We start from the raw sequence: 14,000 nt of genomic DNA, 5'->3' as shown, positions 1-14,000 counted from the left end.
TGTTGTCGGAGGGCTCCGCCGTCTTGCTCTCGCGCCACGGCGCCTCCCAAGCTACGAGGCCTGAGTCTTTTGGCCTCGGTCGGACTTCCACCGACTGGACAATGTGCCCTTGACTGGACACGCCTACTATCCATCGCTGAGAAAAAACTACGGGTTCATAGATGGCGGGTCCCTATCGAGCCCCAGGGTCGTCGGACCGGCAGACCAGGCCCCCCGGCATTTCAAGACCTGAAACGCCATCCCCGCCTGCCGGGGGCCGGGTCGCAAGCGCAGGGCGGCCGGAGAATGTTGAACCGCGAAGACCACCGGACGAAACAGGACCCCGAGCCCCCTACCCGCCTCCGCGGCGAGTTGCAGGCGCCGCAGGACCCGGAAATCGGCTGCCCCGATCCAACCGAGACAGGCCCCACAGGTCCCTGAACGCAGCGCCTGTTCGAAGGCCCACAGCCCCTCGTCCCGGGTGCGCGCCTGGACCAGCAATACGCGACCCAGCTCGACACCGGCCATCGCCAGCGCCGGGGCATAGGGGAGGTAGGGGGGTGAGAACCAGGCGATCCACCGCCCCCCCCGGCTCAGGTGCGCCAGGGCCGGTAGGAAGAGGCTCAAGGCACCGATCCCCTGCCGTTCCTCCAGGACCTCCGTCAACGCCCCGAGTGGCCATCCGCCCCCGGGGAGCGCGGCATCGAGGGCCGGGAAACCCGTGGGGATGGCGGCGGGCCCCGGCGAGGCGGGCCGCCCGCCGCGCCAGCCCAGCCGCTCATGAGTGACCCTCATCAGGCGCGGCCGGTAAGACGAGTCTGCGCCGGCAGATGCTCCCGCAACACCCCCACCCCTATCCCCTCGATGACCACGGGTTGCCGCCGCAGATCGACCTCGATGGGCGCGAACTCGGGGTTCTCGGGGAACAGCCGCACCCGATAGCCGCGGCGGCGGAAGCGCTTGACGGTGACCTCGTCTTCGAGACGCGCCACTACGATCTGGCCGTTCGCGGCCTCGGGCGTGACGTGCACGGCCAGGAGATCGCCGTTCAGGATCCCGGCATCGCGCATGCTCATCCCCCGCACCCGCAAGAGATAATCGGCATGGGGCTGGAACAACTCGGGGTCCACGTCATGGTGCGCCTCGATGTGCTCTTCGGCCAGGATGGGGTTGCCGGCGGCCACCCGGCCCACCACCGGCAGTCCGGATGGCCGATCCACCAACAATCGGATCCCGCGCGAGGCGCCGGGCAGGAGCGCGATCGCCCCCTTGCGTTCCAGTGCCCTCAGGTGGTCCTCGGCGGCGTTCGGCGATCGGAAACCGAATTTATCGGCGATCTCCGCGCGCGTCGGCGGGAACCCCTGGGTGTCGATGAACCGCTGGATCACCTTGAGGATCTGGTTCTGGCGGAAGGTCAGTGTATCCATGGCGTTGAAGTCTGTACGAATCTACAGCCTATTGTAGAGCATCTCGGCACCGAAGCAAGAGCCGAGTCGTCCTCCCCGCCCCAATCCCCCCATCCATGGGCTGTGCCCGACCGGCGCGCGCCGGAAAAGGTAAAAGGAAATTCCGCCACCCCCTCAAGGTCCTCGCGAGACCTCCTCGCGCAGCGACAGGAACCCGCTCACCCCCAGAATCTCTTTGATCTCACTGAATTCCACCATCCGGTCCGCGAGCGCGCGGGTGTGCCCGTCGCGCTGGAAGACCTGTGCCATCTCGCGCATGACCCGGGCGGTCAATAGCACCGAATCGATGGGCGCCACCATCATCTTGAACCCCATCCCTTCCAGGTCCCTGACGCCGATCACCGGGGTCTTGCCGAAGGCCAGCATATTCACGAACTTGGGGTGCTCGACGCGGCGGCAGATGGCCTCGAGCTCGGCCATTGACAAGGGCGCCTCGATGAACGCCACGTCGGCCCCGACGTCGCAATAGCGGTTGACGCGATCGATGGCCTCGCCGAGCCCCAGGGGCTCGCGGGCATCGGTGCGGGCGATCAAGAGGAAATCCGGGTCGCGACGGGCGCGTACCGCGGCCTTGAACTTCAGCACCATGTCCTCGGCCGGGATCACCTGTTTCCCCTCGAAGTGCCCGCAGCGCTTGGGAAAGATCTGGTCTTCCAGGATCACCCCGGCGGCCCCCGCGGCCTCGAACTCCACCACACAGCGCATCACGTTAGGGAGATCGCCATGGCCGGTATCCCCATCGGCGATCACGGGGATGGAGACACGGCTCGCCATGCGGCGCACCGCGTCCGCCATCTCCATCATCCCGAGGAAATTGAGATCGGGGAGCCCGTAGAGGCTGGCGCTGGTGCCGAAGCCCCCGATGAATACCGATTCGAAGCCCGCCTGCTCAATGAGCACCGCGGTCAAGACATCATGGGCCCCGAGCGATCGGACGATGCCGGGGCGATCCAGCAACTCCCGGAGCCTGCGGGTGGGACGGTTCGATGTGGACATATCCCCTCCCTTTTCTGAGATTTGCAGTTCTAGCTGTGCCCGCCGGGGCCCGTATAATGGGACCGATCCCAGGGGTACCGATCCCGCTGGGGTACCGCCGGTGCGCCTGTTAGCTTAGCGAAACCCACGCGGGCCGTCGATCCGCCGGTCACCCGTTTTTTATTTTTATATATTTCGGCCGATGGGCCCGAACCACCCGTCGGTCGTGTGGCGGCCGCCGGCTCTGCGCCGCCCTTGCAGGGTAACGACGTTGCGTCGCGACCGATGGCCCCCAGGGCCGGCCCCGTCCGGCCATGAGTGTCCGGTATGTGCCTGATCCTGCTGGCGTTGCGCGCACACCCCGAGTACCCGCTCGTGATCGCCGCCAACCGCGACGAGTTCTACGCCCGGCCCACGGCCGCGGCCGGGTTATGGGAAGACAGCCCGCGGGTGCTCGCGGGGCGGGACCTCGTGTGCGGCGGGACCTGGCTCGGGGTCGATGTCGGCGGTCGATTCGCGGCCGTGAGCAATTTCCGAGACGGGCGCGAGGCTCCGGAACCCCGGGCGCCCTCGCGGGGCATGCTGGTCGCCGATTATCTCAAGGGCGCGGAACCCGTCACCGATTACCTGTCTTCCGTACAGGCACGCCGGGATCTTTACAATGGCTTCAACCTCATCGCCGGCGATCTCACCACCGTCTCTTATGGCAGCAACCGCACGCCCGGCCCGTGCCGCTTGGATGCCGGCATCTTCGGTGTGAGCAACCACTGCTTGGACACCCCCTGGCCCAAGCTCGAACGTGGCAAGGCAGGGCTCCAGCGGCTCTTGTCGGGGCACCTGGCGCTCGATATCGAAGCGCTCTTCGCGCTCCTCGCCGATCGCCGCATCCCCCCGGATGCGGACCTCCCCGACACCGGCGTAGGCATCGAATGGGAGCGCCTCTTGTCCCCCATCTTCATCGAGAGCGCCCATTACGGGACGCGCTCCTCGACCGTGCTCACGGTCGATCGGGCGGGACGGCTGACCTTCGTCGAGCGCAGCTTCGAGCCCGGTCAAGAGAAGTTCGAGACCCGGCGCTTCGATATCGCGCTGGGAAGAGGCGTGCGTGCGCCCACACCCTGAGAGGTCCATCACCGATGCATGACGGTCAGACATCCTTGCTCCCGCTCCTCAAGCGTTACTTCGGCTTCGACGGGTTCCGGCCCTTGCAGGAGGCCATCATCGAGGACAGCCTGGCGGGCCGGGATGTCTTCGCCCTCCTGCCGACCGGCGGGGGCAAGTCGCTCTGTTACCAGCTCCCGGCACTGGCGCGGCCGGGACTGACGGTGGTGGTCTCGCCGCTCATCGCGCTCATGAAGGACCAAGTGGACGCCCTGCACGCGAGCGGGATCGCGGCCACCTATCTGAATTCGTCCTTGAGCCCGGCAGAATCCCAGGAACGCCTGCGGGGCTTACGCGAGGACCGCTTCCGACTCCTGTATCTGGCGCCCGAACGGCTCATGGTGCCCGGGGTCTTGGCGGACCTCGGGCGCCGGCCGGTCGGTCTCGTCGCGATCGACGAGGCCCATTGCATCAGCGAATGGGGACACGATTTCCGGCCCGAGTACCGCCAGCTCACCGAGTTGCGCGATCACTTCCCGGGCGTGCCGCTCATGGCCCTGACGGCGACCGCTACCCCGCGCGTGCGCGAGGACATCGTGGCGCTGCTCAGGCTCCGCGAGCCGCGCTGCTATGTCGCGAGCTTCAACCGCCCGAACCTCCTGTATCGGGTGGTGGCCAAGTCCCGTGCCTACCGCCAGACGCGCGCCTTCTTGAACGAACGTGGGAAAGACAGCGGGATCGTCTACTGTTTGAGCCGCAAGACGGCCGATACGCTCGCCGCGCACCTCCAATCGGACGGGATCGCGGCGGCCAGTTATCACGCCGGCATGGCTTCCCAGGACCGCGCGGCGCAGCAGGAGCGTTTCCTGCGCGATGAGGTGCGCGTCATGTGCGCGACCATCGCCTTCGGCATGGGGATCAACAAGCCCAATGTGCGCTTCGTCCTGCACTACGATCTGCCGAAGAACGTCGAGGGCTATTATCAGGAGACCGGGCGCGCCGGCCGCGACGGGCTACCGAGCGAATGTCTTCTACTCTTCGATGCCGCCGATGCGATCAAACTCAAGCGTTTCATCGATCAAAAACCGGACGCCGAAGAACGGAGGATCGCCCGCGAGCAACTGGACCGCATGGTCCATTACGCCGAATCGGCCGACTGCCGCCGCGGCGAGCTTCTGCGCTATTTCGGTGAAGCGCTGCCGCCCGGGATTTGCGGTGGATGTGACAACTGTCTGTCGCCGCGCGCGAGCTTCGACGGCACCGTGGCCGCGCAGAAGTTCCTCTCCTGCATCTACCGCATCCGCGAGCTGAGTGGTTTCGGGGTCGGGCTCCATCACGTTGTGGCGGTCCTGACCGGCGCGGTATCCGAGAAACTACGCAAGTGGGGGCACGAGCGGCTCTCCACCTACGCGATCGGCCGCGAGCATAGCCGCGACGAATGGGCCGCGATCGGTCGGGAGTTGATGCGGCAGGGTTTCGTTTCCCAGGATCCGGCGAGATTCAATGTACTCGATCTAACCGAAGAAGGCCGGGCCCTCTTGCGCGAGCGCCGGCGCGTGACGCTCACCAAGGCGGAGACCCCGCTGCGCGAAGCACGCACCTCGCGGGCCGGGGAGATCGATTGCGACGAGCCGCTCTTCGAACGGTTGCGGGCGCTGCGCAAGCACCTCGCCGATGCGCGTGACGTGCCGGCCTATATCGTGTTCTCCGACGTGGCGCTGCGCCAGATGGCGCGCAGCTATCCGACCCAGGAAGCCGCGTTCATGCGCATCGCGGGCGTCGGCCAAGCCAAGCTCGCCGAGTTCGGCCCGGCTTTCATGGCGGAGATCGCCGCGTTCCTGAAAGAGCATCCACGCCGCGAGTTTTCCGAGATCCACGTCCCGGCGGCGCACCCGGATCTCGGTGACTCGGCGCGCGAGACCCTGCGCCGGTTTCGAGCGGGCCAGTCCCCCGAGCATATCGCCGAAGAACGCGGCTTCGTGCTCGGCACCGTGTACGCTCACCTTACCCAGGCGATCGAAGCGGGCGAACCGGTCGAGATCGGCACCCTGATCGGCCCCGAGGACGAGCGCGCGATAAGAGAGGCTTTCGACGCGCTCGGCGGGGCCAATCTGAGCGGCGTGCGCGAGCGGTTGGACGGGTACGATTTCGGTCTCCTGCGGATCTATCGCGCGGCGCGCTTGCAGCGCGGCGATGGCCTCATCAACGCTGTGGTCGAGGCCGACTAGCGCCGGGACGAGCGGTCGAGCTCGTGATACCTTCCGGCAAAAAAAGACCCCGCCGGCTGGCGGGGTCTCGCGACACCTGCCTACGCAGTGCCTGATGTTTAGACCGGCTGGACTCTCGTCGCCGACGGGCCCTTCGGGCCCTGCTCCACGTCGAATGTTACCTGTTGGCCCTCCGCTAGGGACTTGAAGCCACCACCTTGGATGGCAGAGTGATGCACGAATACATCCTTGCCGCCGTCCTCCCGCGTAATGAAGCCGTAGCCCTTACTGTCGTTGAACCATTTTACTGTTCCTGTAATCACGGAATTACCTCTGTTGGGTTGAATTGGAATGGTGCAAGCCCGATCCTGAAGACGCCATGCGGGAGTAACTACCGAAAAAAACCTGGAGGGACTTCCGAACTGACTACAAGATGTGCACTGCAACAAATGCATTATAGCTGATCTGGACACAGAAAGCAATGATCGCTGCTACTGGCCTCGGTGAGCGAAACAGGCATGCTCGGTGGCAAGCCCAATACCAGCATCCTGCGGAGCTTCGAGCTGCCCGTCATTGGTCGGTACTTTCCGGAGTACGAAACTACGATTAAGAAAATGCTCGGCTAGCTAGCTTGGTTCGCGCGCTAACAAGAACGCAAACGATTTCTCCACAAGCGTCTCGGCGCGCACCCGCCCGCCTGTCAGCTTCTTACAGTAATCCGGCAGTAATCCGGCTCCACCGTCACCGTGTGGGTGGTCGTGGTCGTGCCCGTGACGGTTACTTGGAAGGTCTTGTCATCCATCTGCTGGACCGAAACCATACCCAGCCCCTATTGTTGTACGCCTCGCGCCAACGACAGGCCATCTGCTCCTGAGCTCCAGCGCACCGACCAAGTTGCGAGCCACCGACGTCCCCTTTTACGTGGCATCCGGTCGATGGAACGGCGCAGGACCTTCGACGCCGCGCACCCGGTGATTCCGAAGGATAGGAAATTCAATGGGTCTTTGCAACAGGTACTGTTGCGTCGGACTGGGCCGGCCGCGGCCCACGGGGGTGCGGCTCGGCGGCATGGGGGCCGCCTTGGCCACCACGAGCTTCGTTGAGGGTGGCCTCCTCGTCTCCGAGTCACGAGGGGAGACCGAGGGGGTCGACGACGGCGTCAATGCCCGTGGCGAGCGCTGTCGCCATCGAATAGCAGCGGGTATCCTAGTTCCCCGCCGCTCTCGAACCCGATGAACGACACGAGCCTGTCATGAGCCCACCCGAAGACGCCACCCGAGCCCCAAGCCGCGTGCTCTCGGGGCTCGCATGGTTTTGCGTCGCGGTGCTCGGCGCGGCGGCCGCCGGGGGCATCGCCCTGCACCGCGGGGAATCGATATCGAGCCTCTGGTTCATCGCCGCGGCGGTTTGCGTCTATGCCCTCGGATATCGTTTCTACAGCGCCTTCATCGCCGCCCGGGTGCTGTGCCTGGACCCGACCCGCGCCACCCCGGCGGAACGGCTGAACGACGGCCGCGACTTCGTCCCGACCGACAAGTGGGTCGTATTCGGCCACCACTTCGCCGCCATCGCGGGTCCGGGGCCGCTCATCGGACCCACCCTGGCCGCACAATTCGGGTATCTCCCGGGGACCTTGTGGATCCTCGTCGGAGGGGTGCTGGGCGGTTGTGTCCAGGACTTCGTGATGCTGTTCTTTTCCACCCGCCGCGACGGTCGCTCGCTCGGTCAGATGGCGCGCGACGAGCTCGGGCCGGTCGGTGGCGCCGTGGCTCTCATCGGGGTCATGGCGATCATGGTGATCCTGATCGCGGTGCTCGGTCTCGTGGTGGTCAACGCCATGAAGCACAGCCCGTGGGCGACGAGCACGGTGGCGGCGACCATCCCCATCGCGCTCCTCGTCGGCATCTACATGCGCGCGCTTCGTCCCGGACGGGTCCTGGAAGGCACGGCCATCGGGGTGATCCTCTTGGCGCTGGCCGTGGTCGGCGGGGGTTATGTGGACGCACAGCCCGCGCTGCGCGTCTTTTTCGACTACGACGGCCCGACCTTGGCCCTCCTGATCATCGCCTACGGCTTCGCCGCGGCGGTGCTGCCGATATGGCTCCTCTTGGCGCCGCGCGACTACCTGTCGACCTTCGTGAAGATCGGCACCATCGTGGCGCTCGCCGTAGCCCTGATGATCCTCCGGCCGGAGGTCAAGATGCCGGCCGTGACACAGTTCGTGGACGGCACCGGTCCCATCTTCGGCGGCAAGCTCTTCCCCTTCGTCTTCATCACCGTCGCCTGCGGCGCGATCTCGGGCTTTCATGCCCTGGTCGCCTCCGGCACGACGCCCAAGCTCCTGACCAACGAGATCGACGCGCGCTTCATCGGTTACGGGGCGATGATGATGGAGTCCTTCGTCGCCATCATGGCGATGGTCGCGGCCACGGTGCTGGAGCCCGGCGTGTACTTCGCGATCAATAGCCCATCCGGCATCGTGGGCACCGATCCGGCGGCGGCGGTCGCGGTGATCTCCGGCTGGGGGTTCCCCGTCAGCCTCGAGGACATGCAGGCGCTGGCGGCGAACATGGGCGAAGCGAGCCTGTTCGCGCGCACCGGGGGGGCGCCCTCGCTCGCGGTGGGGATGGCGAGCATCTTCGCCGGCACCTTCGGCGGCGGGCTCATGGCGCTCTGGTACCACTTCGCGATCATGTTCGAGGCCCTGTTCATCTTGACCACGCTCGACGCCGGCACCCGCGTCGCGCGTTTCATGCTCCAGGACCTGCTCGGAAATCTGGTGCCCGCGCTCGGCCGCACCGGCTGGTATCCGGGGGTGATCCTGACGAGCGGGCTGGTGGTCGCCGCGTGGGGATATTTCCTGTACATGGGCACCATCGACCCGCTCGGCGGCATCAACAGCCTGTGGCCGCTGTTCGGGATCGCCAACCAGATGCTGGCGGCGATCGCCCTGTGCGTCGCGACCACGATCCTGGTCAAATCGGGGAAGCTGCGCTACGCGTGGATCACCGCACTTCCCCTCTCCTGGCTGGTCACGGTCACGAGCACCGCCGCCGTAGAAAAGCTCCTGAGCCCCGAGCCTCGCGTCGGCTTCCTCGCCCATGCGCAGGACCTCGGGGCCCAACTGGCCGGCGGTTCGATCCCCGCGGACAAGGCCGCGCAGCTCATCTTCAACGACCGTCTCGATGCGGTGTTGATAGTGCTCTTTCTGGCCGCGACCTGGGTGCTCGTGCTCGAGACCCTGCGGGTGTGCCTGGCCATCGTTATGGGACGCAGTCACCCGCCGCTGACCGAAACGCCGCACCTGCCCAACCGTCTGGCACCGGAGTGGCTGGGGAAGGATTGAGGGAGGAGGTCGCGGCCTAGGCTCCGGCCTTACCCCACCCTTCCCTACCACACTATCTATCGCAGTGGAGCGGACCGGCGACGATCCTGCGTCCAGCGCTACCCGACTGATAGAATACGCCGCGCCTGCCCGTGGGTTGAACGAGATGCGGCCGCATCGTGTCCGGCCCCGGGAGGTAGGCATTAACGGCTTCTTGGGCGCCATCGAGGCATCACCGTCATGCTCGCAACAGGTTTGGAAGGGGTCGTCGCGGCCGAGAGCGCGATCGCGACCGTGGGGCAGGAGTCCCTGGGGCTCCGTTACCGCGGCTATTCGGTCGTGGATCTGGCCGAAGGCGCAAGCTTCGAGGAGGTGGCCTATCTCCTCGTGTATGGCGAGCTGCCGGGGCGGCAGGCGCTGGACGCGTATCGCGAGCGCCTGGCAGCGCTGAGGCCATTGCCCGAGGCGCTCTCAGCGATCCTCCGGCTCCTCCCGGCCGACGCTCACCCCATGGACGTCCTGCGTACCGGTTGCTCGGCGCTCGGCACGCTCGACCCGGAAGGTCCGGGGCGCGATCAATACGCGATTGCCGACAGGCTCGTCGCCGCCCTGCCCACGATGCTGCTCGCCTGGCATCATGCCGGCCGTTCCTGGGCGCCGCACGCGGAACCTTCGGGGCTTGCGCACTCGTTCCTGCGTGCCTTGCACGGACGGGAACCCGATCCCCTCTCCGTGCGCATGCTCGATGCCTCGTTGATCCTCTATGCCGAGCACGAGCTGAACGCCTCGACCTTCGCCGCGCGCGTCACGGCCTCGACCTTGTCGGATTTCTATTCGGCGGTGTGCTCCGCCATCGGTGCCCTGCGCGGGCCGTTGCACGGCGGCGCCAACGAAGAGGCGATGCGGCTCATCGAGCGCTTTCCCGATCCCGACAGCGCCGAGCGCGGGGTCTCTGAGATGCTCAGGCGCCGTGAGCGCATCATGGGGTTCGGACACCGCATCTACAAGCACGGTGACCCGCGCTCACCGCTCATGAAGTCCTGGTCCCACAGGCTCGCCAAGGCGTGCGGGGACCGGGTGTTGTTTCCCGTCTCGGAGCGCATCGAGGCGCTCATGTGGCGCGAAAAGGGCCTGCACACGAACCTCGATTTCTACAGCGCCTCGGCCTATCGCCTGGCCGGGATCCCGAGCCCTTTGTTCACGCCGCTTTTCGTCCTGTCGCGCATCACCGGTTGGGCCGCCCATATCATCGAACAGCGCGCGCATAACCGTTTGATCCGACCGAGCGCGGCCTACGTGGGTCCCGAGCCGCGCGGCTTCGTGCCTATGGAGCAACGCGGGTGAGGACTGTGGGCGAGACCGGGCCTTTCGACCCCGAGATCGAGGCCATCGCCGACTATGTGGTCGCCGATCGGGGGCCCGAAACAGAGGGTTTCAGTACGGAGGCCTATCGCATGGCGCGTTACTGTCTCATGGATGCCCTCGGCTGCGCCATCCTCGCCCTCGGCCATCCTGAATGTACCCGCCATCTCGGGCCCATCGTGGCCGGGACCCGGGTGCCGAACGGGGCGCGCGTGCCCGGCACGAGCTTCTGCCTCGACCCCGTCACGGCCGCCTTCGACATCGGTCTGGCGATCCGCTGGCTCGACTACAACGACACCTTCCTGGCCGCCGAGTGGGGCCATCCCTCGGACAACCTCGGCGGGCTCCTCGCGATCGCCGACTGGCAGAGCCGCACCCGGCGCGCCGAGGGACTGGCGCCGATCGCGGTGCACGAGTTGCTCACCGCGCTCATCCGAGCCTACGAGGTACAGGGTTGCCTGGCGCTCGAGAATAGCTTCAACCGCGTGGGGCTCGACCACGTGTTGCTGGTCAAGCTGGCCACGGCCGGGGTCGCGACCCGTTTACTGGGTGGTGATAAGAACGCCGTCATGCGCGCCGTCTCCCACGTCTTCGTGGACGGGCATAGCCTCCGCACTTACCGCCAGGCGCCGAACGTGGGGCCGCGCAAGTCCTGGGCGGCGGGCGACGCCACGAGCCGCGGGGTGTGGGTGGCCTTGGTGTCGCTGAGGGGCGAGCCCGGCTGCCCGAGCGCGCTCTCGGCCGCGCGCTTCGGGTTTTACGATGTCCTCTTCGGCGGCCGGCCCTTTCGGATGCAGCGGGAGTATGGGAGCTACGTTGTTGCGCACATTCTCTTCAAGGTCGCCTTTCCGGCCGAGTTCCACGCCCAGACCGCCGCCGAGTGTGCCCTGCGCCTCTACCCGGAGGTGCGCGGGCGGGTTTCCGAGGTCGAGCGCATCGAGATCGCCACCCAGGCGCCCGCGCTGTGCATCATCAGCAAGAAGGGTCGCTTGGAAAACGCGGCGGACCGCGACCATTGCCTGGAGTACATCGTGGCCGTCTGCCTCCTCTACGGCGAGCTGTCGGCCCGCCATTACGAGGACGAAGTAGCCGCCGACCCGCGCATCGACGCGCTTCGAGACCGGATGGTGGTGGAGGAGGACCCGCGGTACAGCCGCGATTATCTGGATCCCGAAAAACGCGCCATCCCGAATGCCGTGCAAGTGTTCTTTCGCGAGGGGGGCAGGACCGACCGGATCGAGATCGATTTCCCGCTGGGGCATCCCCGCCGCCGTGCCGAGGCGCTCCCACGGCTCGTCGCGAAGTGCCGCGCGAATCTCGCCACCCGTTTCCCGGGCGAACGGGTCGATCCGCTCACCGCGATCTTCGAAGACCCCGAGCGCCTGGCGGCGCTGGCCGTCGATGATCTCGTCGATCGCTTCCTGAGCCCGCATAGCATGTCGGCTGTATCCTGATCTTTCACAGGTGCTGAGAGGTTGTGAAAAAACCGTCGCGAGCGAAGGGAGGTCGCGTTGCATCCTCGGCGCGCCAAACAGGGCCACTCCCTGGCCCTGGCTTCCCGCCGGAGCGCAGGACCGTTTCGCCGGGAGCGAAACGGAGCTTTAGCCCCGAAGGGGCGAGTCTCACGGATGAGACGAGCAGCCGGAGTGTATGTTGAAATACATGAGGATTCCGAGCACCGCCGGAACGCGAGATCCCGAGCGCAGTAGGTTTTTCACAACCTCTGACCGTTCGTCTATTTTTTCCGATAAACGTTGACCGTGTCTTCGCGATTTCAAGAGCGCCTCCGATGGCTCCAAGACGCCCATCTGGGGCCCTTGCTCACCCGTGGTCGGAAGGGGATCGAGAAGGAATGCCTGCGCGTGACCCCAACGGGCGACATCGCGCATACTCCTCACCCGCGGGCACTGGGATCCGCGCTCACCCACCCCGATATCACCACCGACTACTCCGAGGCGCTGCTCGAGTTTCGCACCCCGCCCTGCGCCGATGTCGAAGAGACGGTCGGATCCCTGGAGGACATCCACCGTTACGTCTACGGCTGCCTGGAAGACGAGATCCTATGGGCCGCGAGCATGCCGTGCCGGCTGCGCGGCGACGAAGACATCCCCATCGCCCGCTACGGGCATTCCAACGTCGGAAAAATGAAGCACATCTACCGGCGTGGCCTCGGATACCGTTATGGCCGCGCCATGCAGGCCATCGCCGGTGTGCATTTCAATTACTCCCTCCCCGAAGCATTCTGGCCGGCCTACCAATATCAGGAAGGCGAAAGCGGATCGCTGCGCGACTTCGTCGATCGGGGCTATTTCGGTCTCGTGCGCAACATCCAACGCTATGGCTGGCTCGTGCTCTATCTCTTCGGTGCCTCACCGGCCGTCTGCAGGTCATTCGTGGGCCTGCGGGATGCGGACTTCGAGACCCTCGATCCCGAGACCTTTTATGTCCCGTTCGCCACTTCGCTGCGCATGAGCGACATCGGCTACAAGAACCAGAACCAGCGCGGACTCGACATCTCCTACAACGACCTTTCCGAATATGTCGCGGGTCTGTGCCTGGCGATCGAGACGCCCTATGCCCCCTATCGCGAAATAGGTGTGAAGGTGGACGGCGAATACCGCCAGCTCAACGACCACATCCTCCAGATCGAGAACGAGTACTACGGCTTCGTGCGCCCCAAGCAGGTGGCGCGCTCGGGCGAGCGGCCGACCCTGGCGCTCCAGCGTCGCGGCGTCCAATACGTCGAGCTCAGGGCGCTCGACCTCGACTGCTTCCATCCGAGTGGCCTCGATGCCGGCGAGATCCGGTTCCTGGAGGCTTTCATGCTTTTTTGCCTCTTCACCGAAAGTCCGCCCTTGACGGGCGAGGAGTCCCGTGAAATCGAGCACAATCAACTCGCCGTCGCGCGCCATGGCCGTGACCCGGACGTAATCCTGCAGGAACGCGGGATTTCGCGGCCCTTCGCGGAGTTTGCGCTGGACGTCTGTGGGCGTATCGAGGCGATCTGCGCCCTGCTCGATGACGCCGCGCCGGAACGCCCGTATGGCAGTGTCCTCAACCGGCAGCGGGCCGCCATCCATGACCCGAGCTTGCTGCCCTCGGCGCGCATGCTCGCGGAGATGCGCGAGCGCGGCGAGCCGTTCTTCGCCTTCGCGCTCGGGCTTTCCGAACAACACGAGCGCTACTTCAAACGCAGCCCGTTACCTAAAGAGCGCCTCGCATATTTCGCTCAAGCCGCCGAGGCATCGCTCGCGAAACAGGCGGAGATCGAACGCAAGGACGATCTATCCTTCGAAGACTACCTCAAGCGCTACTACGCGAATTGCTGAGCGGGGAACGCGGTGCTTCTTGTGGACAGTTGCATCGGGAATGTAGCTATGTAGGCTATGCGAAGAGGCGCAGCCGAATCCCAGCGACATGGCTCGGGACGCGGGGATAGCTGGGATTCGCTGCGCTCGTCCCATATATGGACTCCTCCGATTTGCAAGCATCTCGCTCGTTGATGGCAGCGGTCGGTGAGCGCAGTTGCTCCCATATATCCGGCCTTAGTTGGTGAGGCCTTGGGTCGCCTCTGGCCCTGATGGA

At 65.7% G+C, this 14,000-nt stretch carries 10 protein-coding genes; 6 read left to right on the top strand and 4 right to left on the bottom strand.

Annotated features, from left to right (window positions below; genetic code table 11):
- Nucleotides 1–147: 147 nt before the first annotated feature.
- The 3 genes from imuA to M3461_08200 form a co-directional block, all read right to left on the bottom strand.
- Nucleotides 148–774: a translesion DNA synthesis-associated protein ImuA gene (gene imuA / locus M3461_08210; protein MDQ3774330.1), complete on the bottom strand. Its 627-nt coding sequence runs from the start codon at nt 772–774 to the stop codon at nt 148–150.
- Entirely contained in the window at nt 774–1,406 is a 633-nt protein-coding gene (lexA, locus tag M3461_08205) for a transcriptional repressor LexA (GenBank protein ID MDQ3774329.1), read from the bottom strand. The genes imuA and lexA overlap by 1 nt, the downstream gene beginning before the upstream one ends.
- A gap of 153 nt (nt 1,407–1,559) precedes the next feature.
- Nucleotides 1,560–2,441, bottom strand: a complete 882-nt coding sequence (locus M3461_08200) for an isocitrate lyase/PEP mutase family protein (GenBank protein ID MDQ3774328.1) — start codon at nt 2,439–2,441, stop codon at nt 1,560–1,562.
- A gap of 306 nt (nt 2,442–2,747) precedes the next feature.
- Here M3461_08200 and M3461_08195 point away from each other — a divergent pair, with 306 nt between their 5' ends.
- Nucleotides 2,748–3,542, top strand: coding sequence for an NRDE family protein (locus M3461_08195; GenBank protein MDQ3774327.1), 795 nt, complete (start codon nt 2,748–2,750; stop codon nt 3,540–3,542).
- Between the two features lie 14 nt (nt 3,543–3,556).
- On the top strand, nt 3,557–5,749 hold the full coding sequence (recQ, locus tag M3461_08190) for a DNA helicase RecQ (protein ID MDQ3774326.1): 2,193 nt from the start codon (nt 3,557–3,559) through the stop codon (nt 5,747–5,749).
- Nucleotides 5,750–5,847: 98 nt separating this feature from the next.
- Here the strand turns inward: recQ and M3461_08185 are convergent, their stop codons facing one another.
- Nucleotides 5,848–6,051 carry a cold-shock protein gene (locus tag M3461_08185; protein ID MDQ3774325.1) on the bottom strand — a complete coding sequence of 68 codons (204 nt, stop codon included), beginning with the start codon at nt 6,049–6,051 and terminating at the stop codon, nt 5,848–5,850.
- Nucleotides 6,052–6,980: 929 nt separating this feature from the next.
- On the opposite strand from M3461_08185, the gene M3461_08180 reads away from it, so the two are divergent.
- The 4 genes from M3461_08180 to gshA all read left to right on the top strand — a co-directional run bounded on the left by M3461_08180 (nt 6,981) and on the right by gshA (nt 13,744).
- On the top strand, nt 6,981–9,074 hold the full coding sequence (locus M3461_08180) for a carbon starvation protein A (GenBank protein MDQ3774324.1): 2,094 nt from the start codon (nt 6,981–6,983) through the stop codon (nt 9,072–9,074).
- 219 nt (nt 9,075–9,293) lie between these two features.
- A complete protein-coding gene (locus M3461_08175) occupies nt 9,294–10,397 on the top strand; it encodes a 2-methylcitrate synthase (protein MDQ3774323.1) in 1,104 nt (367 codons plus the stop codon).
- Between the two features lie 56 nt (nt 10,398–10,453).
- Entirely contained in the window at nt 10,454–11,869 is a 1,416-nt protein-coding gene (locus M3461_08170; protein ID MDQ3774322.1) for a bifunctional 2-methylcitrate dehydratase/aconitate hydratase, read from the top strand.
- A 363-nt stretch (nt 11,870–12,232) separates the two neighbouring features.
- Nucleotides 12,233–13,744, top strand: coding sequence for a glutamate--cysteine ligase (gshA, locus tag M3461_08165; protein MDQ3774321.1), 1,512 nt, complete (start codon nt 12,233–12,235; stop codon nt 13,742–13,744).
- Nucleotides 13,745–14,000: the final 256 nt, after the last annotated feature.

This window comes from Pseudomonadota bacterium (assembly GCA_030860485.1).
Lineage (GTDB): Bacteria > Pseudomonadota > Gammaproteobacteria > JACCXJ01 > JACCXJ01 > JACCXJ01.
The sequence above is the reverse complement of the archived record's forward strand: the minus strand, read 5'-3'. Positions and strand labels throughout refer to the sequence as shown.